The 26,611-nt window shown below is 37.8% G+C and carries 27 protein-coding genes, 1 pseudogene, 1 riboswitch and 1 other annotated feature; of the genes and pseudogenes, 10 read left to right on the top strand and 18 right to left on the bottom strand.

The annotated features are described in order from the left end of the window. Positions 1–27 precede the first annotated feature (27 nt). Entirely contained in the window at positions 28–861 is an 834-nt protein-coding gene (locus MHH88_RS02615; protein ID WP_339261424.1) for a lipoate--protein ligase family protein, read from the bottom strand. A gap of 163 nt (positions 862–1,024) precedes the next feature. Between MHH88_RS02615 and hemQ the strand changes: the two genes are divergently transcribed. Next, a complete protein-coding gene (gene hemQ / locus MHH88_RS02610; protein WP_024362841.1) occupies positions 1,025–1,777 on the top strand; it encodes a hydrogen peroxide-dependent heme synthase in 753 nt (250 codons plus the stop codon). A gap of 36 nt (positions 1,778–1,813) precedes the next feature. Here the strand turns inward: hemQ and MHH88_RS02605 are convergent, their stop codons facing one another. Next, positions 1,814–1,996 carry a hypothetical protein gene (locus MHH88_RS02605; RefSeq protein WP_339261422.1) on the bottom strand — a complete coding sequence of 61 codons (183 nt, stop codon included), beginning with the start codon at positions 1,994–1,996 and terminating at the stop codon, positions 1,814–1,816. A gap of 655 nt (positions 1,997–2,651) precedes the next feature. Here MHH88_RS02605 and MHH88_RS02600 point away from each other — a divergent pair. Both MHH88_RS02600 and gerQ read left to right on the top strand, forming a co-directional pair. Beyond that, a complete protein-coding gene (locus MHH88_RS02600; protein ID WP_081328013.1) occupies positions 2,652–3,077 on the top strand; it encodes a cell wall hydrolase in 426 nt (141 codons plus the stop codon). Between the two features lie 20 nt (positions 3,078–3,097). Then, the gene (gerQ, locus tag MHH88_RS02595) at positions 3,098–3,433 is read left to right on the top strand and encodes a spore coat protein GerQ (RefSeq protein WP_069512868.1); all 336 of its coding nucleotides are present in this window, start codon (positions 3,098–3,100) and stop codon (positions 3,431–3,433) included. 102 nt (positions 3,434–3,535) lie between these two features. Here gerQ and MHH88_RS02590 read toward each other — a convergent pair whose 3' ends face one another. From MHH88_RS02590 to MHH88_RS02570, 5 genes are all read right to left on the bottom strand, one after another. Further along, entirely contained in the window at positions 3,536–4,714 is a 1,179-nt protein-coding gene (locus tag MHH88_RS02590; RefSeq protein WP_339261419.1) for an amidohydrolase, read from the bottom strand. 237 nt (positions 4,715–4,951) lie between these two features. After that, positions 4,952–5,332, bottom strand: coding sequence for a DUF423 domain-containing protein (locus MHH88_RS02585; RefSeq protein ID WP_339261417.1), 381 nt, complete (start codon positions 5,330–5,332; stop codon positions 4,952–4,954). Between the two features lie 59 nt (positions 5,333–5,391). Further along, entirely contained in the window at positions 5,392–5,658 is a 267-nt protein-coding gene (locus tag MHH88_RS02580) for a YwdI family protein (RefSeq protein ID WP_069512870.1), read from the bottom strand. Further along, the gene (locus tag MHH88_RS02575; RefSeq protein WP_024362832.1) at positions 5,655–5,834 is read right to left on the bottom strand and encodes a hypothetical protein; all 180 of its coding nucleotides are present in this window, start codon (positions 5,832–5,834) and stop codon (positions 5,655–5,657) included. Before MHH88_RS02575 ends, MHH88_RS02580 begins: the two co-directional genes overlap by 4 nt. A 76-nt stretch (positions 5,835–5,910) precedes the next feature. Then, positions 5,911–6,588, bottom strand: a complete 678-nt coding sequence (locus tag MHH88_RS02570) for a uracil-DNA glycosylase (protein WP_339261415.1) — start codon at positions 6,586–6,588, stop codon at positions 5,911–5,913. 171 nt (positions 6,589–6,759) lie between these two features. Between MHH88_RS02570 and thiD the strand changes: the two genes are divergently transcribed. Then, positions 6,760–7,590, top strand: coding sequence for a bifunctional hydroxymethylpyrimidine kinase/phosphomethylpyrimidine kinase (gene thiD / locus MHH88_RS02565; protein ID WP_339261413.1), 831 nt, complete (start codon positions 6,760–6,762; stop codon positions 7,588–7,590). 171 nt (positions 7,591–7,761) lie between these two features. Here thiD and MHH88_RS02560 read toward each other — a convergent pair whose 3' ends face one another. Then, the gene (locus MHH88_RS02560; protein ID WP_024362829.1) at positions 7,762–8,310 is read right to left on the bottom strand and encodes an acyl-CoA thioesterase; all 549 of its coding nucleotides are present in this window, start codon (positions 8,308–8,310) and stop codon (positions 7,762–7,764) included. Between the two features lie 164 nt (positions 8,311–8,474). On the opposite strand from MHH88_RS02560, the gene MHH88_RS02555 reads away from it, so the two are divergent. The 3 genes from MHH88_RS02555 (at position 8,475) to bshB2 (ending at position 10,386) form a co-directional block, all read left to right on the top strand. Further along, positions 8,475–8,756 carry a hypothetical protein gene (locus MHH88_RS02555; RefSeq protein ID WP_024362828.1) on the top strand — a complete coding sequence of 94 codons (282 nt, stop codon included), beginning with the start codon at positions 8,475–8,477 and terminating at the stop codon, positions 8,754–8,756. Positions 8,757–9,332: 576 nt separating this feature from the next. Continuing rightward, positions 9,333–9,683 carry a YojF family protein gene (locus MHH88_RS02550; RefSeq protein ID WP_024362827.1) on the top strand — a complete coding sequence of 117 codons (351 nt, stop codon included), beginning with the start codon at positions 9,333–9,335 and terminating at the stop codon, positions 9,681–9,683. 13 nt (positions 9,684–9,696) lie between these two features. Further along, the gene (bshB2, locus tag MHH88_RS02545; RefSeq protein WP_069512873.1) at positions 9,697–10,386 is read left to right on the top strand and encodes a bacillithiol biosynthesis deacetylase BshB2; all 690 of its coding nucleotides are present in this window, start codon (positions 9,697–9,699) and stop codon (positions 10,384–10,386) included. Positions 10,387–10,426: 40 nt separating this feature from the next. Here bshB2 and MHH88_RS02540 read toward each other — a convergent pair whose 3' ends face one another. Further along, entirely contained in the window at positions 10,427–11,173 is a 747-nt protein-coding gene (locus MHH88_RS02540; RefSeq protein WP_025218555.1) for a TerC family protein, read from the bottom strand. A gap of 281 nt (positions 11,174–11,454) precedes the next feature. Here MHH88_RS02540 and ilvA point away from each other — a divergent pair, with 281 nt between their 5' ends. Beyond that, positions 11,455–12,717, top strand: a complete 1,263-nt coding sequence (ilvA, locus tag MHH88_RS02535; RefSeq protein ID WP_069512875.1) for a threonine ammonia-lyase IlvA — start codon at positions 11,455–11,457, stop codon at positions 12,715–12,717. A gap of 193 nt (positions 12,718–12,910) precedes the next feature. Here the strand turns inward: ilvA and MHH88_RS02530 are convergent. The 6 genes and pseudogenes from MHH88_RS02530 to MHH88_RS02505 all read right to left on the bottom strand — a co-directional run bounded on the left by MHH88_RS02530 (position 12,911) and on the right by MHH88_RS02505 (position 18,948). Then, a pseudogene (locus MHH88_RS02530) lies at positions 12,911–14,308 on the bottom strand (right-handed parallel beta-helix repeat-containing protein). A 100-nt stretch (positions 14,309–14,408) separates the two neighbouring features. Then, positions 14,409–15,203, bottom strand: coding sequence for an ABC transporter ATP-binding protein (locus MHH88_RS02525; RefSeq protein ID WP_024362822.1), 795 nt, complete (start codon positions 15,201–15,203; stop codon positions 14,409–14,411). After that, a complete protein-coding gene (locus MHH88_RS02520) occupies positions 15,196–16,224 on the bottom strand; it encodes an ABC transporter permease (protein WP_069512877.1) in 1,029 nt (342 codons plus the stop codon). Before MHH88_RS02520 ends, MHH88_RS02525 begins: the two co-directional genes overlap by 8 nt. A gap of 227 nt (positions 16,225–16,451) precedes the next feature. Beyond that, positions 16,452–17,474, bottom strand: a complete 1,023-nt coding sequence (locus MHH88_RS02515) for an ABC transporter substrate-binding protein (RefSeq protein ID WP_339261409.1) — start codon at positions 17,472–17,474, stop codon at positions 16,452–16,454. Between the two features lie 454 nt (positions 17,475–17,928). Then, positions 17,929–18,444, bottom strand: coding sequence for a hypothetical protein (locus MHH88_RS02510; RefSeq protein ID WP_339261407.1), 516 nt, complete (start codon positions 18,442–18,444; stop codon positions 17,929–17,931). A 237-nt stretch (positions 18,445–18,681) separates the two neighbouring features. Continuing rightward, positions 18,682–18,948 (bottom strand): hypothetical protein, encoded by a 267-nt coding sequence (locus tag MHH88_RS02505; protein ID WP_339261405.1) that lies wholly within the window; start codon positions 18,946–18,948, stop codon positions 18,682–18,684. A gap of 284 nt (positions 18,949–19,232) precedes the next feature. After that, a riboswitch (PreQ1 riboswitch) is annotated at positions 19,233–19,277 on the top strand. A 6-nt stretch (positions 19,278–19,283) separates the two neighbouring features. On the opposite strand from MHH88_RS02505, the gene MHH88_RS02500 reads away from it, so the two are divergent. Both MHH88_RS02500 and trpB read left to right on the top strand, forming a co-directional pair. Continuing rightward, a complete protein-coding gene (locus MHH88_RS02500; RefSeq protein ID WP_069512881.1) occupies positions 19,284–19,766 on the top strand; it encodes a QueT transporter family protein in 483 nt (160 codons plus the stop codon). 123 nt (positions 19,767–19,889) lie between these two features. Continuing rightward, positions 19,890–20,082: a binding site (T-box leader), on the top strand. Between the two features lie 59 nt (positions 20,083–20,141). Continuing rightward, on the top strand, positions 20,142–21,317 hold the full coding sequence (gene trpB, locus MHH88_RS02495) for a tryptophan synthase subunit beta (protein WP_339261402.1): 1,176 nt from the start codon (positions 20,142–20,144) through the stop codon (positions 21,315–21,317). Positions 21,318–21,718: 401 nt separating this feature from the next. On the opposite strand, the gene MHH88_RS02490 is transcribed toward trpB, so the two are convergent. From MHH88_RS02490 to MHH88_RS02480, 3 genes are all read right to left on the bottom strand, one after another. Then, a complete protein-coding gene (locus MHH88_RS02490; protein ID WP_339261400.1) occupies positions 21,719–23,344 on the bottom strand; it encodes a long-chain fatty acid--CoA ligase in 1,626 nt (541 codons plus the stop codon). A 270-nt stretch (positions 23,345–23,614) separates the two neighbouring features. Continuing rightward, positions 23,615–24,568, bottom strand: coding sequence for an L-threonine 3-dehydrogenase (locus MHH88_RS02485; RefSeq protein WP_069512884.1), 954 nt, complete (start codon positions 24,566–24,568; stop codon positions 23,615–23,617). A gap of 314 nt (positions 24,569–24,882) precedes the next feature. Continuing rightward, on the bottom strand, positions 24,883–26,553 hold the full coding sequence (locus tag MHH88_RS02480; RefSeq protein ID WP_339261398.1) for a methyl-accepting chemotaxis protein: 1,671 nt from the start codon (positions 26,551–26,553) through the stop codon (positions 24,883–24,885). Positions 26,554–26,611: the final 58 nt, after the last annotated feature.

Below are 26,611 nucleotides of genomic sequence, written 5' to 3'. Positions count from 1 at the left end.
TTTTTTTGCTAGAAAATATGATTACATTTACTTCAACGCAAGCATTTTGGCATTTCGCTCTAATACTCGTTGTAAATAAAATGCATATAATGGCAATTCTTCATCGTGAAATGGCTCTAACCGAACTTCTTCAGCCATTGTATGAAGTATTTGCTGTAAACGAATTACTACGTCTTTGACTGTCAAAGAGGCATCCACTAATTCACTTAACGAAGCCATTACATCTGGTAGTATTTGAGGATACGTAAATTTCGTTACCTCTCCTTGTAAACTTTCAGCGTAAAAATCACGAATTAGTGCCGCACGCTCCGCTCCGCTTCCTTCAATACATAAATAAATTTGCACTGCTACACCTTGTCGTAATCGTCTTTGGGAAATACCTGCAAATTTCTTGCCTTCAATACTTAAATCATAGGAACCTGGGCAATAGGAGCCGACTATTTCATAGGCTTCGATTTTATCAGCAGCTTCAGGAAATAGTGCTTTAATCAGCGCAACCATGACATCATAGCCATCATTAATGCCTATGGCTGTTGTTTGTTCAGATAAAACAACTGATAGATTCAGTATCCCTTCATCTAACACAACAGCAAGACCACCTGAATTGCGAACAATGGGATGATAGCCTCGCTTCTCAAGCAACTTCATGCCTTGCTGTACATGAGGTAACCGATGATCTTGAATGCCAAGTACCACCGAAGCATTATGTACCCATGTACGAATAGTCGGTGGTGATACGTGCTGTCCTACCAATTGACATAATGTATCATCTGTTGCAAATGATTCAAGGGGGCTGCTATTTTTCAAGCTAATAGATTGATCATAAAAACGCCAAATGGGCTGTTGTAAATTACTGTTCATGTATTTTAAAGCTCCTCTATTTCCATCATCTCTTCTCTTTAGCATACATCATCCATAGATGGTGTCAAATTGGTGAAAATCAATCATGAATTTAGGGATTTTGTACAAACTATGATAAACTAAATTAAGAATGATTTTCACTTATAAAGGAGTGCTTTGCATAATGAATGAAGCAGCAATTACATTAGACGGTTGGTACGCTTTACATGATTTCCGCTCAATTGACTGGGCTTCTTGGAAACTTGTGTCCGCAGAAGAACGTCAAGCAGCAGTTGAAGAATTTATTGCTTATTTAGAAAAGTTAAATGAAGCAGATGTTGCTAAAACAGGTGCTCATGCTTTCTACGCGATTGTTGGTCAAAAGGCCGACTTTATGATTATGACATTACGCGAAACAATGGATGAATTACAAGAGTTGGAAGCGGAATTTAATAAATTAGCTATTGCTGATTTTACTATTCCTACATATTCTTATGTATCTGTTGTTGAGCTTTCAAACTACTTAGCTGGCGAATCAAATGAAGACCCATACCAAAATCCACATGTCCGTGCACGACTATACCCGGAACTACCTCGTTCTAAGTATGTTTGCTTCTACCCAATGGACAAGCGTCGCCAAGGGAATGATAACTGGTATATGCTATCAATGGACGAGCGTAAGTCATTAATGCGTTCTCACGGTATGATTGGTCGCGGCTATGCTGGTAAAGTAAAACAAATTATCACTGGTTCTGTAGGTTTTGATGACCACGAATGGGGCGTTACATTATTTGCAGATGACGTATTACAGTTCAAAAAACTCGTTTATGAAATGCGTTTTGACGAAGTTTCTGCTCGTTACGGTGAGTTCGGTGAATTTTTCGTCGGTAACCTACTTGATAACGAAAAATTGGTTAATTTCCTATCAGTTAAATAAAAAAACGCGAGTCCATATCGAATGGGCTCGCATTTTTTATACTTCATTTTCCTCACTGTATTCCGATTCTACTATTAAAATAATGGTATGAATAAAAAATCCAATAAGAATCATGAAAAATACTAAATACCAATCATATGGCTGATTATAATACTCAGCAATTCCAACAGCCATAAATGCACTTGCGATAATGGCTACAAACATACCGAAAATACGCATTGTACTACTCCTTTTTATAAAAACAATAATCAGTTTCACTTTAGTATGTCACAATGCATTTTCAATATACTTGCAAATCATAAGTTTTTTCACATTTTTTCGCAAAAAAATAATAAAAAATTTATTACTTCCCTTGTACTTGGTCATTATTCAAGTGGGGAGAGCATATACATCTTCTTGTTAATTGTAATGAGGTACTCCTCGTTGAACATTCAACAAGAAGTACCTTATGAATGGTACATTACGTAAAGCTTTAAGAGCCTTCATCCTTCACTTTTAAAATTATAATAATCGTATTAATGAAAAAACCTACCAAGATTATTATTATAAAAAGATACCAATGGAGGGGTTGACCATAGATATTACCAAGCAAAAATGCGAGCACTGCACTTATTAAAATTCCAACCCAAACACCTTTCTCCATCTCTCGTCACCTCACATGTATTCATACACATGTAATTTTCTCTCTCATAATCCCCTAATGTAATGTTTATTTTATCTTTACCTCATTAGTAACTATCGAAAACGACCTTTTGTTGACGGACTCCCCCGTTATTACTAATATATGCTTCATCATTTTGATTTGTGAATTTCTTTCTTATCAAAATTGAACATGTCTACAATACCTTCATGCATATACTGTTTGCGAGGAGGTTTGAAAATCGCTGTAATAAAGACGAATGATGCACAGACAGCTTTGCTTGCAAGGCTTATGCGTGCAGAAGCTGAAGGCGAAGGTGAATTAGGCATGCTGATGGTCGGCAATGTTGGCGTCAATCGTGTACGAGCAGATTGTCTAGATTTTGGTGATATTCGAACACTGGAGCAAATGGTTTATCAACGACCAGGGGGGTTTGAAGCAACAACAAAAAGTTATTTTTATCAACGGGCACGTGAACAAGATCTTCGATTAGCAAAAAGGGTTATTGAAGGTGAAAGATTTCATCCAGCTACTCGCTCTCTGTGGTTTTTCAGACCTGAGGGTAACTGCCCTGCACAATGGTATGGACAGTGGAATACGGGACGGTTCAAATCGCATTGCTTCTTCTCTCCAACGGAAGAAGATTGCCCTCAAATTTAAATGAAAGAAGGTTGATACTTATGATGCCTTACTATTGGACACCGACAACACAGCAACAAATGACGCCTCCTCCAGTGACGCTTCCAAGCGGACGGCCACCTGGACGTGAGGAATCGTATATTGAAAACATCTTACGTTTGAATCGAGGAAAACCTGGTACTTTCCACTTTTCCTTCGAACATGCTATTGAGCAAGGGAAAAACACCAAGACTGTAAGAGGTGTTGTAGAAGCAGCTGGTCGGGATCACGTTATTTTACGAGAAATCAAATCGAATCATCGTTTTTTATTCCCAATGATTTACTTTGATTTCGCAGAATACGATGAGGAAATGTCTTATTTCAATCAAAATCCATAACTGAAATGGGGTAAGGAAAAAAAGAAAAAGTGTTAGATTGACGCAATCAATCTAACACTTTTTTGCTGCGCACGTATTATCCGATACAACGGCTATCAGCACCTATTCATTTTCTTGTAAATATTGCAAAGTCGCTTTTCCTAATGTTTTTGCTGCAATAAGCATTGCACGTTCATCAAAATCAAAGCGGGCGTGGTGGTGGGGATAGGCTGTTTGCCATTCGGGCTTTTTAGCACCTGTAAAGAAAAACGTACCAGGCACTTGTTCAAGATAATAGGCAAAGTCCTCACCAATCATAAACGGCGGGCACGTAATGACATTTTCTACTCCTGGGATATTTGCCGCCAGCTGGGCAACGAACTGGGTTTCATTTGCATGATTATAGACAGGAGGATACCCTCTTGTATAACGATATTCATAACTTGCTCCGAAGGCAAGACAAGTAGCTTTTAAGACCGCTTCAAGCTCTTGTTCCATTTGTGTACGTACCTGTTCCTCAAATGTCCGTACTGTACCTGTTAATGCTACTCGTTCTGCAATAACATTAAATGGATTAATGGCTTCAAAATGTCCAATTGTCAAAACTGCTGATTTTAATGGATCTATTCGTCGAGCGACTAATTGCTGGGCATTGATAACAAATTGAGAGGCTAGTACAACTGCATCAATGGAATGGTGTGGTTCTGCTCCATGGCCGCCTTTTCCTTGAATAAGAATTTCTGCTTTATCGGCGGCTGCCATTATAGCTCCCTCTCTTACTAAAATATCCCCAAGTGGTGTTGGTGCCCATAAATGTGTCCCAAAGATCACATCGACCCCATCTAGGCAACCATCTTCAATCATCGGCTTTGCCCCGCCTGGTGCAACTTCCTCCGCATGTTGATGAATAAACACAACATTACCTACCAGGTCATCCTTCATTGCATTAAGCGCTTTAGCCAATCCAAGTAAAGTGGCTGTATGTCCGTCATGTCCACATGCATGCATTTTACCGTCGATTAATGATTTATAAGGCACATCATTTTCTTCTTGAATAGCTAATGCATCAAAATCAGCACGTAACGCTACGGTTTGTCCTGTCTTTGCACCGCGTAACGTTGCCACAACGCCTCGTCCGCCTACTTGTTCCCGTACTTCATGCCCTAACGCTCTATGAAAAGCTGCTATGTATGCAGGTGTTTCCACTTCTTCAAAAGATATTTCCGGATACTGATGTAGATGACGACGAATTGCTACCATTTCCTCATAGCCATCATCTAATAACGCAAATAATTTTTCCATATACCCATTAACCTCACTTTCTACTTTCGTTCCTTTTTTAGTAATACTAGTGTACCCTACAAATCCTTACAAAAACAATAGGAATTAATATAATCAAAATGCTGTTTCTATTGTGGAAAGACTTTCTATTGATAAAAAAATAGTATGCCAGTTTACCTAGCATACTATTTTAAAGTTTAGGGCCATACCCTCGTTACATATTTTTTGTACAAATACCTGAGAGGAAAAATTCATTTCTCATTTTGCTTGTTTTAACGCACTAACGATAATTAGCACCCAACCAGCTAAAAATAACACGCCACCAATTGGTGTAATTGCCCCTAATACTTTAATGCCACTTACTGCTAACACATATAAACTTCCTGCAAAAAAAACAATTCCTAAATTAAAGAAAATACCTGCTAACTTTAATTGTTTTACCTCACCTAGCAATTTCGAGCTCATTAAAAGACCGATGACTAGCAGACCTGTAGCATGGAACATTTGGTATTGCACAGCTGTTTCCCAAATGCTAAGACCATATTCATCTACAACATCTTTTAATGCATGTGCACCAAATGCACCTAGTGCCACTGCTAAAAAGCCATGAAGTGCACCTGTGACAATAAATTTTTTCATCGTATTTACCCTACCTTTTTCTCTACTACTCAATTTTTTAGTCTAATGTTGCCCACTAATTAAAAATCAAAGATTGAATCACCATTTGCGCCATCATCATGTTGGATTTTTGCGGTATATAAATTGGACGGCTTTTGTTCAGTAGCTAACATTTGCGGTAGATGTTTTGACTGAACATTGGAAGTTTCTATAGGTAAATCCAGCACTACATCGCATAATGCACGAATAGCTGTCAGTGCTTCACGTATATGCTGTTCATTCGTTGCATTTTTTACACTAGCTAATTGTTTTTCAAGCTGCTGTATGACAGCTTCATATGATATCATTGCGCTCTCTCACCTTCTGCTTTTGGCACGAATTTTAGGCAGTTCATACCAGACGATTGTTTAACAACAACTGATGGCATTTGCTTCGTTTTAAAGCCATATGCCACACAAGCACGCGGTGTTTGCGGGTCCCACGTTACTTTAAAATATTGACATTTAAAACAATTTACCTGCATCGCTGTGCCCCTCTTTCTTCTATTATAAACTGTACCATGATTTTTCTAGTGTATAAAGCAAACGATTTGTGCCACTTTATACTAAACACCAATCAATCGGTTGTTCTCCCCACTCCAGTAGTTGTGCATTGACTTGTGAATACGGTTTGCTACCAAAAAAGCCTCTATATGCACTTAATGGACTCGGATGTGGCGCTTCTAAGATGACATGTGGGGTTGCGTGCTGATGAATTATTTGCTTTTTGCGCTGCGCAGGCTTGCCCCATAGCACGAAGATAATTGGTTTTTGTCGTGCAGCCAGTTTATCAATCACCGTATCCGTAAACTGTTCCCAGCCTTGCTCCTTATGGGAGTGAGCTTGTCCTGCTCTTACTGTCAGCACTGTATTTAAGAGCATTACACCCTGCTCTGCCCATTTCGTCAATGTACCATGCTGTGGTATTGGACAACCAATATCATCTTGTAATTCCTGTAGCATATTGCGTAAGCTTGGTGGATGTGGGACATTGGGCTTTACAGAAAAGCTTAGACCATGCGCTTGATTCGGTCCATGGTACGGATCTTGTCCTAAGATTACCACTTTTACATCCCGATAAGCTGTGCAATAAAATGCATTCATAACATCATTCATTGGTGGATAAATGGTCTGTGTAGAATATTCATGGGCCACAAATTGACGTAAACGTTGATAATATGGTTTTTCTAATTCTTCTGCTAGTATTGTTTGCCAATCATTTGGGAATACTTCTTTCATTGAAATGCCCCTTTCTTTTATTTACAACGGTACAAAAAAATAACGTGTTATTCAAGTTTCAATTAATACTGACCTTATAAAAATATTGATTTCTGACTATTTTTACAGAATCAGATTAAGACTATACTAAACGGTAGATTAAACTATTCTTTCATGAAGGAGATCTTTCACATGGCTCTTAAAAAAACTTTAACAATCGCAGGTTCAGATACATCTGGCGGCGCAGGTATGCAAGCCGACCTAAAAACTTTCCAAGAACATGGCACATACGGTATGGTGGCATTAACAGTAGTTGTGACAATGGATCCAAATGGATGGACACATAATGTAACGCCATTGCCAACAGAGCTTCTTCAAAAACAAATTGATACAGCATTATCAACAGGCATTGATGCAGTAAAAACAGGGATGCTTTCAACAGAAGAAATTATTCGAATTGCTGGTGAGGCGATTGCCAAGTCTGGTACTTCAAATGTTGTGATTGATCCTGTTATGGTATGCAAAGGGGATGACGAGGTTTTAAACCCTGGCAACACAGATGCTATGATTCAACACTTGCTACCACTGGCTGCGGTAACAACACCAAACCTTTTTGAAGCTGGTCAATTAGCTGGTACAGGTACACCAAAGTCAATTGATGAGATGAAAACAGCGGCCAAAAAAATTCATGAACTAGGTGCAAAAGCAGTTGTCATTAAAGGCGGAAAAGCATTAGCAACTGAAAAAGCAACAGACTTATTTTTTGATGGTGCAACATTCTACTTATTAGAATCAGAAAAAGTCGCTTCTACGTTTAACCACGGCGCAGGCTGTACATTCGCTGCTTCTGTGACAGCTAATCTTGCCAATGGACTATCTGTCAAAGAAGCTGTAATTGAAGCAAAAGAATTTGTATCGACTGCCATCGCACATGGGTGGGCGTTAAATGAATATGTAGGACCAGTTATGCACGGTGCTAAATCTCGATTTGGTGCACCAGCAGTTACTGTAACTGAAATTTAATAAATCATAAATAAGAAAAAGTGTTAGATTGATGGCAGTCAATCTAACACTTTTTTGCGTGAATCAGTAGACGCTTGCCGAGAGGTTTACCAACGTTTTTTCTAGCATATCGGCGATTTATGGGCTTTTACACCCGCGAGGTACAGGCTTTTACTAGAGGTTTACCTCTATTTACATGTAATTTTCCATCAGTTCGAGCCGATAATCCCATGGATCGTTCATGGAGATAAAACTAGCTAATGCCTTACTTTCTTTTTTGCGCTCCGCACGTACTTTTGCTCTTTCTGAAGCAGTCTCGTGCAATTTGGTTTCCTCTACTGTTTCAGGTATAACGCGTGGAACTGCAGCAGGTCGATTCTGTTCATCTAGTGCTACAAAAGTTAATAAAGCTGTCGCTGCAACTTTACGCTCACCTGTTTTTAAATTTTCGGAGATGACTTTCACAAACACCTCCATCGAGGACGTCCCTGTCCATGTTACATATGACTCAAAATAGACAGAATCTGTAGGACGAATCGGATGTAAGAAATCGACCGAATCGGTGGAAGCGGTGACACAATCTCTCCGACTATGCTTAGCAGCGGAAATTGATGCGACCTGATCAATATCGCTCATTAAACGACCACCAAAAAGAGTATTATGATTGTTTACATCATTCGGAAAAACACGACTTGTCCGCATAACTCTTGATTCCTTACAAAACTTATAATCTTTTATCACATCAATTCCCCCTATTACTTTTTTCTACTATAATGCAATATATTTCTAAAAAAAGCAATTAAATTATCTGAATATTACAATACTTTACATTTACATAATAAAAGCGGACAAGATACCGTAGCACAACACATGCCATATATTAGCTGTATATGGGAGGGAGACGTATGAAAAAACATAAATCTGAGGAGACAACTGAAGAATCACGCTTGTTAGCTGGAGAAATAACATCTTCTAAAATGGAAGTAATCGCTTCAATTGTATTAACCCTCGGGTATTCACTATCCACCCTCGCAACGATATTAGCGTTACAAGAGGAAGAGGAAGATGCGCAATTACTCGCTTCCAATTCACAAGATCAAAATCAACAATTTAAACAAATGTGTAAACAACTACAAAATGTTAATAATCGTTTAGAATCCATTGAAAAGAAACTTAATCGTTTTTAAAAGAGACATATCTTCCCGCACGCTCCGCGTTTAACCTTAGGAAGCTTTAAGAGCAATCTGATTTTAATGCCCATTATTGCAAAAAAACCACAATTCTCCGTCATAAAAGAGAATTGTGGCTTTTTTACTATACTATGATAATGAGCTTTCATGTCTTCTTTGCACGCTACAGCTCTATACCAGATGTAGAAGGACGTCATCTATTGTACCAAGATAGAAATCGTTTTTGTCTAGCTTATATTCCCCTTCTGCATGGTAAACTGTCACTCTACGTGTGAGAAGTCAAATATGCAACATCTTTTCGTATTGTGAAACCGCATACAAAATAAAACGACACTTTTTGTACAAATTTGCTTTCACACTCTATATATTGATACATCGCAATAACTTTTTCAAGAATTTTGCTTCAAGAAATGGCAAGGGAATTATAGGCATTTCCAATTCCTATATCTATCCAATTACTAAACATTCCAAAAATGAACCTAACATAAATTTGTCATAAAAAGGGCATTCAATTTCCCTTTATGACCTTTTTTGACTATACTTAATAAAGAAATAATCGAGAGGAGTGTTAAGATGCAAGAAGTACAAGTAGAGACGTTGCAGGAATTATTGAATTCTTTCGCCAACAAAGACGTTTATATTCATCTTGAGACGACAAACGGTTCTTACGCAGCACACTACGATGAAAAATTTTTTAATGCCGGGGCTTTTATTCGCAATGCAAAAATTAATTACGAACTGGCTAAAGTAGTGGATGACTCTCCACATCGTGTCGGTTTAAAAATGGCACATGGTTGGGTTTATGCTCAAGGTATTACACATTATGAATTAGATGATTTAGGCCGTTTGTTAATGGCTGGACTAGACTATTCAGGTAAATTGGCGATAGCACTGGAAATTAGCGAAACGCCATTTACTTATTAAGGGGGACGATTATTTGAATTTACAACCACAACGTCATATTTTAATTGTTTACCCTCACCCAGATGATGAGGCTTTTTCAGTTGCTGGAACGATTGCCTATTATACGAAAAAGATGAATACACCTGTTACATATGCCTGTTTAACATTAGGTGAAATGGGTCGTAATTTAGGAAATCCACCATTTGCTACGCGTGAATCGTTGCCAGAAATTCGCCGCAAGGAGCTTGTCGCTGCTGCTGACGCAATGGGCATTCAAGATTTACGTATGCTCGGCTTACGCGATAAAACCATTGAATTTGAAGACGACGAAAAAATGGTCAAGCTTGTAGAAGGTTTAATTGAAGAGTTAATGCCTTCGCTTATTTTTACTTTCCTTCCTGGCTTCGCGGTGCATCCTGACCATGAAGCAACAGCACGTGCTGTTGTAGAAGCTGTGCGTCGCATGCCTAAAGCAGCGCGACCTCAAATTTTTGGTTGCGCCTTTGCGAACGATACAATTGCTAAAAATGGTGAACCACATGTCCAAATTGACATCCGCGAAATGAAGATGGATAAAGTAAAGGCTTTACAAGCTCATGCTTCTCAAACTGGATGGATGATGCAAGAAACAGAAAAACGCATTGATGACGGAGAGCCAATGAGCGAGAGCTGGCTGAATGTTGAAAAGTTCTACATTGTTAACCCTGATAATTATGTAAAATAATACAAAAAAGCGGTTGTAACCTTTTAAGGCACAACCGCTTTTATTTAGCTATTTTTAATTTATTAAACACATGGATAATCATCGTCAAACCAAAGGCAATGACTAAAATAATAAAAAATAAATAATGCGGTACATATATACCAAATACAGTCACTAACATTTTAAGCGCAATAATCCCAATTATGATAAATGCCGTCGCCTCAAGCTCTGGAATTTTTTCGATAATAATTAAAAATAATCCTGCAATTGTTCGCATCATTAATATACCAAGCATGCCGCCTATTAATAACACCCAAACCTGATCAGATATTGCAAAGGCAGCAAAAATGGAATCAACCGAAAACGCAATATCCATTAGCTCTACAGAAATAACAGTAGCCCAAAACACACCAAATATCCGCACCATTATTCCAGACTTTTTTACTTCTTTGACACTGTCCTCTTGTCCGAGTTGTAAAAAATGCGCAATACTAATCCACCCTAAATACAACGCTCCCAACACTTTAATAAACCAAAACTCTACTAAATACACGCCAATTCCGATAAATAAAAAACGGAAAAAATAAGCCCCTAGCATACCATACATTAATGCCCGTTTACGTTGCTTATCCGGTAAATGTTTGACAAGTACCGCTAGTACGAGTGCATTATCTGCCGACAGTAATCCCTCAATGACAATGAGCGATGAAATTAATCCCCACGATACTGGATCTGCTAATACTTTTTTCCACATATCCCAATCGAAAAATTGCATATATGTAGATAGTATCCCATGAATAATGTCCAAATGCTTACCCCCTACTTGTCCTAAACTAATATATGCTCGGCGTTCTTCGTTATGAAAGTTTCTCCTTCTGTCATTTTTAAAAAATTTTTGATAATTCAATTTCTAGAAAACTCGAACAATAGACGTATTTTCTCGAACATCATAAATTATGCTACTTCCATGAAATAAGCTAAGAAAATGGACACCGAAAATTTAGAATTTACTAAAAATTTATAACAAAAATCGAAAAAAATATGCTATCATAGATGAATGTTTTATACGTAAAACGGAGGATGAATACTATGGAAGTTGCTGACACTAAAACAGTGCAAGTAGAGAATATCTTAATTGCACATCACTTTTTAAAAGATGTAGTCGTGCATACGCCACTACAGAAAAACGATTATTTATCAGAGAAATATGGTGCTAATATTTATTTCAAACGTGAGGATTTACAGCATGTTCGCTCATTTAAACTTCGCGGTGCTTACTATAAAATTAAAAAAATTGAAGAAGACGCACGCATTAATGGCGTTGTCTGTGCCAGTGCTGGGAACCATGCACAAGGTGTTGCTTATGCCTGCGCACAGTTAAAAATTCAAGCGAGCATTTTTATGCCTCAAACAACCCCAAAACAAAAAATCGACCAAGTGCGTATGTTTGGCCGTGATTACGCTGAAATTATTTTAGCAGGAGATACTTTTGATGATGCTGCTGAAAGTGCAATGGCCTACTGCGAAGAACAAGGTAAAATTTTTATCCACCCATTCGACGATTTTGACGTCATCGCTGGACAAGGCACAGTTGCTGTTGAAATCATGAATGACATGGAAGAACCAATTGACTATGTATTCGGTAGTATTGGCGGCGGTGGATTAATGTCAGGTGTTTCAGCTTATGTGAAAAACCTTTCTCCAAACAGTAAAATTATCGGTGTAGAGCCAGCCGGTGCAGGCAGTATGAAGGCTGCATTTGCAGAGGGTGGAGCAGTGGCACTTGATTGGATTGACAAGTTTGTTGACGGTGCTGCCGTAAAATGTGTCGGTCACCACACTTATGATGTTTGTCGCCGTTATTTAGACGATATCGTACTTGTTCCCGAAGGAAAAGTATGTACAACCATCTTAGATTTGTACAATAAACACGCGATTATAGCTGAACCCGCTGGCGCATTATCCGTTGCTGCTCTTGATAGTTATAAAGAAGAGATTAAAGGCAAATCGGTTGTAGTTATTATTAGTGGCGGTAATAACGATATCGGGCGTATGCAAGAGATTAAAGAGAAATCTTTAATTCACGAAGGATTACTATACTACTTTATCGTAAGTTTCCCTCAACGTGCAGGTGCACTTCGTCAATTCCTAACAAGCGTTCTTGGACCAAATGATGATATTACAACTTTTGAATATACGAAGAAAAACAATAAAGAGAGTGGTCCTGCCTTAGTGGGCATTGAGCTAGGCAACCGCGATGACTATGAGGGATTGTTAAAACGTATGAAAGAGTTTGGTTTTAACTACAAAGAAGTAAATAATGACATCCAATTATTCGGCTTACTCGTGTAAGGTCTTTTAGGGCTACTAAAAGGAAAATAGCGCACTAGAAATAGTTCTAGTACGCTATTTTTTATAAGTGCCAGGCACTCAAACAATTCTGAATTCTGACATAACGAAGCTCCCTAGATCATAGCATAGAATTATTGACAATAGCATAGACCCACAAAACAAATAAGAACAATACGCGTCCTAGAATACAAAATCAATATACAATTTTTTTTGCAAGAGAATCCTCTTTTAACCTAAAATCATATTTGTTTGCATTTTGATATTTCGGGTCTATATAGCTAGACTTCTCATCACTTTTTGAGGCTTTTTGAAATTTAGGAAAAGATGTATATTCTTTCTCTTTCCATATCCAAATACCCGTTTCTCCTTTTTCTTTATGGAATACATTCTTTTGGAGTTTATTTTTTTGATTGGCTGTAAAATAGTTGGAGATAAAAATCCGTGATGGTCCAGCGGTTAAAACATTTCTTTCTATCACATTGTTTTTTGTATTATATTGTAATAATAGCTGTCCCCCATCTAGCCCCTTCGTGTCATTTCGATAAAGAATATTTTGAGAGATAGTAGAATTAATCGTACCTCCCCGATTTTCATCATACCCACCAATCGATAGCCCAGTGTAAAAGTTTTCATAAATAATATTGTTTATTATTTTAATGTTATCAGCGTATTTTTTAGCATGCTCAGAGGTTGCTTCTATTCCAATATCACTTTTATAAACGGTATTCTTTTCAATGGTTATATTTTTGCCACCATCTACATAAATTCCTCCAGCAGCATAATCCTTCCCATAAGCTGGATTGCCATAAGAGGATATTTCATAAACTATATTATTCTTTATGATGCCATTCCGTACAAAGTCCACTTTTTTATCATTTGAAATGCCTTCATAACCAATTAGGTCAATCCCGATATTATCACTACGGCGAACTATATTATTTTCTACTTTAAAAACGTCAATATTGCCATTTAGAACAAGAGATTCACTTGCCCCTAGTTTCAAGTCTTCCAACGTATTATTTGAAATATTTATATCTTTCATTGTGCCAGTTCCGTATATAGCAATTCCATGGCCATTCCCATCATCTGCATGGGTTTCAATGCGCTACACATGATTATTTTCTAGTGTAATATGGCTACTAGAACCTGTTACATAAATCCCCATTACTGTTTCACCTGCTAAATCAGTAGATAAATCCTGGATAGTTAGTCCACTGATGGTCACGTAATTTTTATTATTTATCACCACTAAGGCTACATCCTCTTCAACATCCTTCAAGTCCTTTCCACTAAGAACAACCTTCTCCTTGTTGTAAGCTTTAAATGTTATTGGTTTTGACTTGGTGCCACTATGTTTTACGACAAGTTTTTCATGATAATTTCCTTTTCGTATGAGGACGGTAGTACCTGCGTTTGCTTCTGAAGCCGCTTTTTTTAATGTGCGAAATGGCTTTGATTTTGTACCAACATTATCATCATTTCCATTTGTCGCAACGTAAATAGCTTGATCCTGCTTATCTTCATTATTGTTTAAAACAAAGACAATCACCATAGCAACTGCTACCAAGAGGATAAAATAAATTTTTTTCATTAAATCATTCCTTATTAATAAATGTGCCAGGCACCCAAACAATTCAGAATTTTCACCAGCACAATAAAAACGCCCATACCTATGTGTGGGCGTTTAATCATTAGCCTAGCAATGCACGGTCAGAATTCATTTTTTCACCGCGGATGCGTTCGAATTCAGCCATTAAATCAGGAATTGTCAGTTCGTGTTTGCGATCCTCGCCGACCTCCAAGATAATCTGACCTTTATCCATCATAATAAGACGGTTTCCTAAATCCAATGCTTGTTGCATGTTGTGTGTGACCATTAGTGTTGTAAGATTATCCTTTTCAACTAAATGCTTCGTAATACGCGTAATAAGCTCCGCACGCGAAGGGTCAAGTGCTGCCGTATGCTCATCTAGCAATAGAATCGATGGCTTCGTAAACGTAGCCATTAACAGTGATAATGCCTGACGTTCACCACCCGAAAGCAAGCCAACCTTTGCAGATAGGCGACTTTCTAAGTTTAAGCCTAGCATTTCTAATGATTCCTTAAAAAATTGTCGGCGTTTTTTATCTACGCCTATACGTAGACCACGACTTTTGTTTCTTGAATACGCAAGTGCTAAGTTTTCTTCAATCGTCATAGTCGGTGCTGTTCCCGCCATCGGGTCCTGAAACACGCGACCAATGAAATGAGACCTTTTATATTCTGGCAAACTCGTGACATTATTACCATCGATTAATACGGAACCAAAATCTGGTGTTAACGCACCTGAAATCATATTCATCATCGTAGATTTGCCCGCACCATTACTGCCGATAATTGTAACAAAATCGCCTGGTTTTAAATGTAAGTTTATTTCAGCAAGTGCAATTTTCTCATCGGGTGTACCTTCATTAAAAATTTTATTAATGCCGTCTAATTTAAGCAAGGCCTTTTCCTCCCTGCTCTACCGTTTTCACTTGTGAACGTTCTGCTGCCCGTTTTGCTTTGCGCTTTCGTTCTTTGTTTTTATCGACAAACTGTGGTACGACAAGCGCTAAAATAACAATAATAGCCGTAATGAGTTTCATATCTCCTGAATCAAGGAAATCGACACGCAATGCTAACGCTAAAATAATGCGGTAAATAATAGCACCAGCGATTACAGCCAATGTAGTACGCATAATTGTTTTTGTACCAAAGATGGCTTCCCCTATAATAACCGAAGCAAGACCGATAACAATCATACCGATCCCCATACTAACATCCGAAAACTTCGAATATTGTGCGATTAAAGCTCCAGAAAATGCGACAAGTGCATTCGAAAGACCAAGACCAAGAATAATAAGCGTATCTGTATTCGCAGAGAAACTACGAATCATACGTTTATTATCACCTGTTGCTCGAATAGCTAGCCCGACTTCTGTTTTTAAGAACCAGTCCGCAATAAATTTAATTAAAATCGTGATGAGTAAAACTACAATCAACGTACCCCAAGTTGACGGTACTTGCTGAATGCCGATGCTTTTTAATACGTTATTTAATGCAGCATCGATACCTAAATTACTCCAAAATGTTTGAAACGTTGAAAACAATGTTTCAGAGTTTAATAATGGAATATTCGGACGACCTATCGTATTTTCTGCAGTTAACCCCATGATGCGCAAGTTAAGCGAATACAAGGCAATCATCATTAAAATCCCTGATAATAGCGGATTGATCTTCCCCTTTGTGTGAAGAATTCCTGTCATACATCCTGCAATAAATCCAGCAACAATTGCCACTAAAGTCGCTAAGATTGGGTTGTAGCCAAGCAGAATCATTGTTGCTGCCGTGGCCGCCCCTGTTACAAAGCTTCCATCAACCGTTAAGTCCGGAAAATCTAACACACGGAATGTTAAGTAAACACCGAGTGCCATAATTGCATAGATGATTCCTTGCTCCACTGAGCCAAATATTGCTGTAAACATTGTTGAATCATCTCCTAAAAATTATCGTATCAATTATACCGAGGCGTCATTGCGCCAAGGTGTTATCTAGCTTGTTCAAAAGCTTCTCTTAAAATCTGTAAAATTTACTTGGAACTTCAAATCTCTTATTGATAAATGCAAAGATTGTCTGCTTTAACAAGTTAAAATGAAGAGAAAGCGGGGATAGTTCTCCCCCGCTTCAGCTTAAATGTAACATGACATATGCATTATTTTTCTAAAAGCTCTGCGCCCCAAGAATCTTTAATTTCAATCCCTAATTCATCAGCAACTTTTTTGTTCACTACTAATTTTAAGTTTTGTGGATATTGAGCTGGTGTATCAGCAGGTGTTGCTTCACCTTTTAAGATTTTGACAGCCATTTGACCAGCTTCATAGCCGATATCATAGTACTCAAAGCCGTATGCAGCTAAGCCACCACGTTCTACAGAATCAAGCTCACCAACAATAAGTGGTAATTTATTTGCTTTTGCTACATCAATAACAGATTCTAATGCAGAAACAACTGTATTATCTGTAATAATATAAAAAGCCTCTACTTTACCAATTAACGATTCAGCCGCTTGTTTAACATCCGCTGAAGTTGCAGCTGAAGCCTCTTTTACTTCAAGACCTTGTTCAGCCATCACTTTTTTCACTTCTTTTACTTGTGCTACTGAATTTTGCTCACCAGCATTGTAAACCATACCGACGTTTTTAGCGCCAAGTTCTTTTAATAATGCTACCGTTTTAGAAATCGTATCAGGATGTAAATCAATTGTTCCCGTTACATTTTTCCCTGGTTTGTCCATCGAATCAATTAACTGCGCGCCCACTGCATCTGTCACAGAAGTAAAGATAATTGGAATATCACCCGTTGCCGTAGCTGCTGCTTGTGCAGAAGGTGTAGAGTTAGCAAAAATTAAATCTACGTTTGCACTTACTAGGTTATTGGCAATTGTTGTATTTAAGCTGTTATCACCTTGTGCAATTTGTGGATCATATTCCACTTTTAAGCCTGAATCCTCAATCGCTTTTTTGAATCCTTCTGTTGCAGCATTTAAAGATGGATGCTCAACAATTTGAGTAATCCCGATTTTATATGTTTTTTGATCTACACTACCGCTCTCACTTGCACTATTTTTTTCGTCACCTTTTGCATCTGATGAACTAGAACTACCGCTACCACAAGCAGCAAGCAATAATAATAATCCAAATAATAGGAACGAAAGCTGTTTCATATTGCGCTTCACAAATAATCCCCCCGACTAATACTCTATTATCTATCACACTTCACTCGAGCAAAGTATGAATGTATCGCTATATTATCGTTATTATCGCTATTCGTCAACAACATTATGAATGTTCTGACTTTTAAATTTGACAAAATATTTTACTTTTTCACTTAATTTGTCGCTTTAAACCGCTAAACTACTACATTTCTTAATTTATAATTCTTTTGTAATATAATAATAATTGTATGGCAATTTTTCGACAGTTAAAGGTTGCTTTCATAATCCAAAAATCGAGAAGAGCATAAAAAGAGAAAAAGTGTTAGATTGACTACAATCAATCTAACACTTTTTTGCTGCACCATTGTTGTTCGCTTCGGCGGTGCTTTCCGCGGGCACACCTAAGCAACAAGCGTGCGAGGTGTCCCCATCTTGCATTAAGTGCAGGGGTCTTGCCTTCACTGCGCCATTTGAATTAACTACTTACAGATTCAATAGTAGCAAAAATTCGCGAGTAAACATCTTGAATATTCTGTTTCTTTTCCAGCTTATATCTCCATGTATGTTCTTTAATTTTCTCATCTGTTCCTAAATCGAGAAACCCTGTTGCGAAATTAGCAGGGTCAACATCGATAATATCATCATACTGAACACCTTCATTGACAAATGGTACATGTACTTTAGTCGATTGCATAAAAAATGTAGGAATTTTTAACGACCTATAAGCAGCTACATATTGGTCATCATCTGCTTCATGTAAAAATTCTTTCATAATCATAATGGCATCTAGCTCTTTAGATAAGGATTCCGTATTATTTTTCAACTCCTCAAAAGTAATATCTTGAAAATCTATATTTTCTTCCATTACTTCTGGAATCGCCCCAATTACCCCAATTTTTAAATCCCGCCCTTGATAAATGCCAAATGCTGTATTGTTGCACCCGACGAGACAGATTAAAACCCCGATAAGCAAAGATGTAATTTTCTTCAAACGACATCCCTCCAGTTACGGATAAGATCATTTTACTTTATCCTATCTAATAACCTAACACATCCCGTTTTGTCCTTAAGATTGTTAACGATGCATAATAATTACTAGTTGAGGCAACTGAATAAGTAGCACTAAAAACTGTAGTGACTCCAGCAGTGCCTGTATGTGTAGTTGATGTAGATTCATAAAAATTTCCATTCACTGTATAATAAAAGTGACCATTGTATAATTCAACTACTATTGACTATCTGACATTGCCTGGTAAGGTTCGTCTAAAGAAACACCTTTTATTTCTGCATAATGTTCAGCTACTTGTTCATCAGTTAGTTCTATCGTAAATTCTTCACCTGAGTTTAAGATTGCATCCAACTCTTCCTCACTCATATTTTTCCCATCTAATATTTTAATTATGTTTGAATTAGTTTCATCATTAGCCTTTACATCCGAATCAACTAATGGAAAAAAAATCAAAAGAAATAGTGTGAGTTTAAGTATCCTCATCATGCTTTGCACCCCTTTTTCTTTTTCAAATTCAACTTTAATTTATTAAGTCATTTGAAATGGTTGCTATAGCAAATTTAAATATACTCGAGTTAATTTAATTTTATCGAAAACAGTACCGACATTTCAACCGACATTTTTTCTGTCGGTACATCCGTTCTTTATCCTTAAAAACAGGAAATTTTTACATCCCACACAAAAGATGAAATACTACGAATATTCGTGCTATATCTATTTTTCATAGAGCTATTTACAAACCCGCACCATTACTGCTATGATTGCACTTGCTTTACGTGGTTCGTAACCATCCCACGAAAAAAAACTAAGGAGAAATGAATATGAAAGTGAAATTTTTAGCAGCAAGTGGCATTATTGCCGCGCTCTATATTGCTGTTACAATGCTCGTCGCACCATTTGGTTTTACAGAGGTGCAATTCCGCGTATCGGAAATTTTTAATCATTTAGTTGCCTTTAACCCTCGCTTTGCCGTTGGGATTATTATGGGTGTGTTTATTTCCAATCTATTTTCACCACTCGGTGCCTATGATTTAGTGTTTGGCGTTGGGCAGACAATGATTACGCTTGGCCTTTTAATTGTGATTTGTAAATTTGTCCAAAATATATGGGCGCGTTTAATCATTAACACATTTTTATTTACATGCACAATGTTTATCATCGCCTTCGAACTGAACTTAGCATTAGAATTACCATTCCTGTGGACATGGTTAACTGTCGCAGCGGGTGAATTTGTTGTATTAGCAGTCGGTGCACCGATTATGTATATGCTCAACAAGCGCCTAAATTTCAAAAATATGATTTAGATAGACGAGTCTTTTCGATTCGTCTTTTTTAATTTGAGCACTGATCCTCTTGCCAATAAGGCTAAAAAGAGCCTTTTTCTTTTTCTTGACACTATTCTGAAAATATATTAAAATTTTTCAATAATAAATGCGTAGAAGAAGAGGAGTAGCAAGAAATCGTACTTTTAGAGAGCTGATGGTTGGTGTAAATCAGCAGTATGAACTTGTGAATGGACTTCGGAGCAGCCTTCTAAAAGGTCGAACTAACTCCCCGTTACAGGAGTACAAGCGCGCATTTTTGCGAATAAAGGTGGCACCACGGTTACTCGTCCTTTTTATAGAGGAGTGGAGTGACCTTTTTTTATGGAAAATTTAGAATAGAGGAGTCGAGTGAAGATGGGTACAGCAGTAGAGCAAAAGGGATATTTCGGTGAATTTGGAGGTAGCTTCGTTCCTGAAGAGCTTCAAAATGTATTAAATATTTTAGATGAGAATTTCCAAAAATATAAAGATGATGAAGAGTTTAAAAATGAACTAGACTATTATTTCCGTGAATATATTGGTCGAAAATCGCCACTGTATTTTGCAGAAAATTTAACGAAGCAACTTGGCGGCGCTAAAATTTACTTAAAGCGTGAAGATTTAAATCATACTGGTTCACATAAAATCAATAATGTACTAGGTCAAATTTTACTTGCAAAACGTATGGGCGCAAATCGTGTTATCGCCGAGACGGGCGCAGGTCAACACGGCGTTGCAACAGCTACTGCTTGCGCAATGTTTGGCATGGATTGCACAGTTTACATGGGACTAGAAGATACAAAGCGACAAGCATTAAATGTATTCCGTATGGAGTTATTAGGTGCTAAAGTTGTTGCCGTTGATAAAGGCCAAGGTCGTCTGAAAGATGCAGTAGACGAAGCATTTGCTGATTTAGTAGAAAACTATGAAACAACTTTCTATTTATTAGGCTCTGCGGTAGGGCCACATCCATTCCCTTCAATGGTGAAACATTTCCAATCAGTGATTAGCCGTGAAAGTCGTGAGCAAATTTTAGAAAAAGAAGGCAAGCTCCCTGCTGCAGTTCTTGCATGTGTCGGTGGTGGTAGTAATGCAATCGGTGCATTTGCAGAATATATCGCCGATGAAGGCGTTCGTTTAATCGGTATTGAACCAGAAAAAGCAGCAACATTAAATGAAGGTACTCCAGGTGAATTGCATGGTTTTAAATGCTTAGTATTGCAAGATGCACAAGGTAATCCATTACCAACATATTCAATTGCTGCTGGTCTTGACTACCCTGGGGCTGGCCCTGAACATAGTTATTTAAAAACAATTGGCCGCGGCGAATATGTAACTGTATCAAATGAAGAAGTGCTTGAAGCATTCCAAGTACTATCAAAAGTGGAGGGAATTATCCCCGCACTAGAGAGCTCGCATGCTGTAGCACATGCTATAAAATTAGCACCAACGCTATCGCCTGACGAAAGTATTATTATTAATATTTCAGGTCGTGGAGATAAAGACGTTGAACAAGTATTCAATATGTTAAAAAATAAAGCTACACTATAAATTACTTTTTGCATTCAGATGCGTTCTGCGGGCACATCGGAAGCCACAACTATCGCATCATATCGATAAAAAAGACAAAGGAGGCTGGGACAAAAGAGAAAAGTGTTAGATTGAACCCAATCAATCTAACACTTTTTTGCTATGCCGTTGTTGTCCGCTACAGCGGTGCTTTCCGCGGGCACACCGTAAGCCGCAACCCTCGCTACGCGCGGTCTGTTGCGTCTAACATTATGTGCTGTTCCCGCTGGAGTCACCGCCTTCGCTACCAACAACTAGTGAACACTTCTAATTTTTTTAATTGCAAAAGCAAGAATAGCTAAGGTCTCCATATAGCAAAAATTTATGAACAGCTTTCCTCTATTCCTTAAATTTTTTTAGTTATGTCCCAGCCTCTTTTCCTATTACACTAGCGTATTTAGTTTCGGATAGATTTCCGCTACATTGTCACGTAACTTAGCCTTTAAGAACTTTCCTACAGATGTTTTTGGGATTTCATCTAAAAAGACAATATCGTCTGGCACCCACCATTTCGCAAATTGACTTTCTAAAAATGCTAGCAATTCTTCTTCTGTTGCTGCCATTCCTTCTTTTAAAACGACGCAGGCAAGTGGCCGTTCTTGCCATTTGGCATGTGGAATTGCAATAACTGCTGCTTCGAAAATAGCATCGTGCGTCATTAATGCATTTTCCAAATCTACAGAAGAAATCCACTCACCACCAGATTTAATTAAATCTTTAGTTCGGTCGGTAATTTTAATAAAGCCATCAGCCGTACGAACCGCAATATCTCCCGTAAATAACCAGCCATCTCGATAGGCATCCTTTGTGCGCTCATCACGATAGTACTCGTGTGAAATCCACGGACCACGTAGACGTAATTCACCCATGGTCTCACCGTCCCATGGCACTTCCCCATGATCGTTGATAATGCTTGACTCAATACCAGCCATTGTCATTCCTTGCGTAGCACGAGCTTCAATACGTTTTTCAATCGGCCATTCTTCCATCCATGACATATAATTTGATAACGCAACGATTGGCGTTGTCTCTGTCATACCATATACCACGATGTATGGTATGCCGTATTTTTCTTCAAACGTGCGAATTAAACGTGTTGGTGAAGCCGAGCCACCACAACAAATCGCACGAAGCGAACTGATATCTCGCTCTCGCTTCTCCTGTTCTTGCAGTGCACCAATCCAAATGGTCGGCACACCCGCAGTCAATGTCACCTGTTCTTGCTCCACTAAATCTAAAATCAAATCAGAAGTAAATTGAGGTCCTGGCAGCACTTGGGTTGCACCGACATTGACACTTGCAAATGGCAACCCCCATGCATTTGCATGAAACATTGGTACAATTGGCATCACAACATCGCGCTCTGAAATACCCATAGAGTCAGACATACTCAACATCATACTGTGTAACACTAAGCCACGATGTGAATAAACAACCCCTTTTGGATTTCCTGTTGTGGCACTTGTATAACACATACCAGCAGGTGCTTCTTCCTCTAAATCATCTGGAAATTCGAAGTTTTCATCTGCAGCAGCTAATAATTCTTCATAGGATAAAGCATTCGGTAACGTTGTCCCTGGTAACGTCTCTTCATCAGTCATAATAATATAGTGTTTTACTGTTTTTAGCTCACTTGCGATATTTTCAATGATAGGAACCAAATCAATATCAATCATTAAAATTTCATCCTCGGCATGGTTAATGATATAAATTAAATGCTCTTCGGATAAGCGAATATTCACCATATGCAAAATGGCACCAGAACATGGCACTGCAAAATACGCCTCTAAGTGGCGATGCTGATTCCACGCGAAGGAACCAATCTTCTTCCCCTTTTCCATCCCCAGCTTTGTCAGCGCATCTGCTAAACGACGCGTCCTTTTTGCCCATTCTCCATATGTTAAACGGTGAATTTTATGTGCACTTGTACGCGACACGATTGTCTTTCTAGCGAAGTAACTCTCAGCTCGCTTAAAAAAGTTTGTTAATACTAATGGTGTTTGCATCATATAACATCCATCCCTTCTTTTAAGTGAATTCCCCCAAACACTTGTAGAACATCTATGTATTCTTTAACAGAATACTATTAATATTCTGAATATGATTATATTAGAAAATTAATCATTATGCTATATATTCCAAAAATTTTCTTTTTTATACTCTCTTTTTCTACCCTTTTCTTCTTTAAATAGTGTTATGTAAACAAAAAACAGGCAAAGAAAAACAATTTCGTTTTTCTTTGCCTGCGTTAATTTTCTTTTGAAAAAGCTTTTATTTTTTTATGAAATAGCCTTCTTTTGCAGTTTAATTTTTAATTTCTCCAACATATCAATAGTCATTTTTGCTAAATCATACTCTGCTTTAAAGCCCCATTCATTTTTGGCTGCATCAACATTGATAGAATTTGGCCAACTATCCGCAATCGCCTGACGAACCGGATCGACGTTATAATCCATTCGGAATTGTGGCAAATGTTTTTTAATTTCGGCTGCAATTTGTGATGGTTCAAAACTCATCGCCGTAATATTAAATGCATTGCGATGAATTAGTTTACTACTATCAGCCTCCATTAAATCGACAATAGCTTGTAACGCATCTGGCATATACATCATATCCATGTAAGTTCCTTCTTGAATATAGGAAGTATACTTCCCTTGTTCAATCGCTTCATAGAAGATTTCTACGGCATAATCCGTTGTACCGCCGCCAGGAGGCGTTACGTATGAAATCAAACCTGGGAAGCGTACACCACGTGTATCTACGCCAAAACGATTAAAATAATAGTCACATAATAATTCTCCTGCGACTTTATTTACACCATACATCGTTGTTGGACGCTGTAATGTATCTTGCGGCGTATTATCCTTAGGTGTTGATGGACCAAATGCACCGATCGAACTTGGCGTAAAAAATTGTAAATTTAACTCACGGGAAACTTCTAACGCATTCATCAGACCACCCATGTTTAAATTCCAAGCAAGCAATGGATTTCTTTCTGCAGTTGCAGATAATAGTGCGGCTAAATGCATCATTGTATCTGCACCGAAATCCTTGGCTAAATCATGCATCCTTTGTCCATCCGTCACGTCCAGCACTTCGAATGGCCCCTTTGTATGTTCAAGCTTTCGTATATCGGTAGCTAATACATTGTCCTCTCCATAAATACTACGAAGTTTTTCTACCAGCTCAGAGCCTATTTGCCCAAGAGCACCTGTAACCATAATCTTTTCCATTTCTCCAAACCTCCACATATGAACAATTGTACTTCTCAAAAGTACAATATTTTATACTGAAACATTGATTTAATAACACTTCTGATGCATTTCATTATAAAGTGTTCATATAAAAAATACAACAACAATCTATACAAGTTTCAATAAAGGACGTGAAATCCCTTATTATCAGTATATGATTTTTGATAAAACTTGTGCTGTCTCACAACACAAAAATACATTTGTATTTTCCAAAAATACAATTATCTATTTTTTTCATAAAAAAAGAACCTCTTTACACAATCATAAAGAGGTTCAACTTTTTTCTTGTTCCATTAGATTGAAAAACGTTTAACAGCAATTTGTAATACCTTTGAAACTTTTCGTAATTCTTTAATCGTATGATGAAATTGTTGCTGAGCATTTAATTGATCTGTCGTTAACTTCGCTACATGTTTAGTCGAGGCTGCATTCGTATCTGAAAGAGCTGTTAACATACCTGCATCTTCATTAACCTTCTTTGTATGTTCAGCTATATCTTGTACTGTCGTCGATACTTCTACAATATATGGCTGAATGATATTGACCTTTTCTAAAATTTGATCGAAGCTTGTTGCTGTTTCTGACGTTACATTTACACCCTTTTCTGTAGCACTTAGTACGCCTTCCATCATCTTGACAGCGTAGTGAGAATCGGTTTGGATATTTTGTACAATAGACGTAATGGTTTGAGTTGAATGTACTGTTTGTTCAGCTAGTTTACGTACTTCGTTGGCGACGATCGCAAATCCTTGCCCATGTTCACCAGCTCTCGCCGCTTCGATGGACGCATTTAGCGCAAGCAGATTGGTTTGAGCTGTTATTTTTTCAATCACTTCAACCATATGGTCGATTGTAGAGGCTCTTTCCACTAGTTTAAAAATAGCTATATTTGATTTTTCAACAGCGCGCTTTATAGCTTGAATTTGGGTTAAATTCGCCTGTACAATATCTGTACCACTTTCTGCCTCACGGGCAGTCTCATGTGCAAAGCTCTCTACAAGCTGCACTTTTTCTAAGACAATCTGTACACCGTTTAATACTTCTTCTAATGAAGCAGAATTGGACGCTAATTTACTAGTAGATGCAGATGTCAAATCTGCAATACTTTGCACATCCTTTGCTATTTTTACTGTAGCTGTAGAAGATCGCTCCGAGGATTCTTGAAGATTTTCCGTCATTCCTGCAACCTCTTGCGCACTATTTGTAACCGTATGTAACAATCGCTTTACTTCTGTTGCCATCTGATTATATGACAATACAACTTCTCCAAGTTCATCATGCGCCACATAGCTCGCATTCGCTGTAAAATCACCTTGTTCTGCACGTTTTAATAGTGATTTCAACTGACGTGTCGGTACATTAACAGCCTTCGTTGCGATGAAGCCAATGAAAACAACTAATAGTACGACAAATGTACAAACACTCCCTAATAACCAATAACCAAATTGCACATCTTTTTGGTACGCTTGTTGCTGTTCATCTGCTCTTTGAACTAAATAGCTCTGCGTCTCTTCTAAAATGGCATGGCTTTGTTGGCTAATCGGTAAATAGGACTGCTCATAAAACTGCTGACGTTTTTGCGTATTTAACTGCTGATAACTTTCAACTAATTCTATCTGCTGTGAGAATACCGAATTATACTTATTTACTTGATGATTCATCTTTTTATCGATTACTATCTTTTCTAAATCGCTTAAAGGCTGTTCAATATTTTTTAGAATAGCTGTCATCTCTTGATATTCGCCACCTGAATCCATTAAATAATCCAAGTGTCGTTGCGCTTCCTCAAGCTCATTCAGCCATCCAATCGGTACAAGTGCCTCGGTATAACTTTCGCTTGCATGCCATGACATTTTCCGTAAATAATCCACACTAAATATACCTAGTAGGACATTCGATAGTACACAAACAATCATGAGTACAAGCAGCTTATCTTTTACCTTAATATAACGAAAAAAATGCATTATTTTCGGCTCCTTCTCCAACTCTTACCAATAATCATAGTATGGAGATATAAAGCTA

Source organism: Lysinibacillus sp. FSL K6-3209 (assembly GCF_037976175.1).
GTDB lineage: Bacteria > Bacillota > Bacilli > Bacillales_A > Planococcaceae > Lysinibacillus > Lysinibacillus sphaericus_D.
Note: the sequence above shows the minus strand (reverse complement) of the source record. Positions and strands in the feature narration are given on the sequence as shown.

What these genes read in the sequence shown, in the direction of transcription:
- MHH88_RS02615 (WP_339261424.1), bottom strand. Translation starts at nt 861, where the DNA reads ATGAACAGTAATTTACAACAGCCCATTTGGCGTTTTTATGATCAATCT.
- hemQ (WP_024362841.1), top strand. Translation starts at nt 1,025, where the DNA reads ATGAATGAAGCAGCAATTACATTAGACGGTTGGTACGCTTTACATGAT.
- MHH88_RS02605 (WP_339261422.1), bottom strand. Translation starts at nt 1,996, where the DNA reads ATGCGTATTTTCGGTATGTTTGTAGCCATTATCGCAAGTGCATTTATG.
- gerQ (WP_069512868.1), top strand. Translation starts at nt 3,098, where the DNA reads ATGATGCCTTACTATTGGACACCGACAACACAGCAACAAATGACGCCT.
- MHH88_RS02590 (WP_339261419.1), bottom strand. Translation starts at nt 4,714, where the DNA reads ATGGAAAAATTATTTGCGTTATTAGATGATGGCTATGAGGAAATGGTA.
- MHH88_RS02585 (WP_339261417.1), bottom strand. Translation starts at nt 5,332, where the DNA reads ATGAAAAAATTTATTGTCACAGGTGCACTTCATGGCTTTTTAGCAGTG.
- MHH88_RS02580 (WP_069512870.1), bottom strand. Translation starts at nt 5,658, where the DNA reads ATGATATCATATGAAGCTGTCATACAGCAGCTTGAAAAACAATTAGCT.
- MHH88_RS02575 (WP_024362832.1), bottom strand. Translation starts at nt 5,834, where the DNA reads ATGCAGGTAAATTGTTTTAAATGTCAATATTTTAAAGTAACGTGGGAC.
- MHH88_RS02570 (WP_339261415.1), bottom strand. Translation starts at nt 6,588, where the DNA reads ATGAAAGAAGTATTCCCAAATGATTGGCAAACAATACTAGCAGAAGAA.
- thiD (WP_339261413.1), top strand. Translation starts at nt 6,760, where the DNA reads ATGGCTCTTAAAAAAACTTTAACAATCGCAGGTTCAGATACATCTGGC.
- MHH88_RS02555 (WP_024362828.1), top strand. Translation starts at nt 8,475, where the DNA reads ATGAAAAAACATAAATCTGAGGAGACAACTGAAGAATCACGCTTGTTA.
- MHH88_RS02550 (WP_024362827.1), top strand. Translation starts at nt 9,333, where the DNA reads ATGCAAGAAGTACAAGTAGAGACGTTGCAGGAATTATTGAATTCTTTC.
- ilvA (WP_069512875.1), top strand. Translation starts at nt 11,455, where the DNA reads ATGGAAGTTGCTGACACTAAAACAGTGCAAGTAGAGAATATCTTAATT.
- MHH88_RS02520 (WP_069512877.1), bottom strand. Translation starts at nt 16,224, where the DNA reads ATGTTTACAGCAATATTTGGCTCAGTGGAGCAAGGAATCATCTATGCA.
- MHH88_RS02505 (WP_339261405.1), bottom strand. Translation starts at nt 18,948, where the DNA reads ATGATGAGGATACTTAAACTCACACTATTTCTTTTGATTTTTTTTCCA.
- MHH88_RS02500 (WP_069512881.1), top strand. Translation starts at nt 19,284, where the DNA reads ATGAAAGTGAAATTTTTAGCAGCAAGTGGCATTATTGCCGCGCTCTAT.
- trpB (WP_339261402.1), top strand. Translation starts at nt 20,142, where the DNA reads ATGGGTACAGCAGTAGAGCAAAAGGGATATTTCGGTGAATTTGGAGGT.
- MHH88_RS02490 (WP_339261400.1), bottom strand. Translation starts at nt 23,344, where the DNA reads ATGATGCAAACACCATTAGTATTAACAAACTTTTTTAAGCGAGCTGAG.
- MHH88_RS02485 (WP_069512884.1), bottom strand. Translation starts at nt 24,568, where the DNA reads ATGGAAAAGATTATGGTTACAGGTGCTCTTGGGCAAATAGGCTCTGAG.
- MHH88_RS02480 (WP_339261398.1), bottom strand. Translation starts at nt 26,553, where the DNA reads ATGCATTTTTTTCGTTATATTAAGGTAAAAGATAAGCTGCTTGTACTC.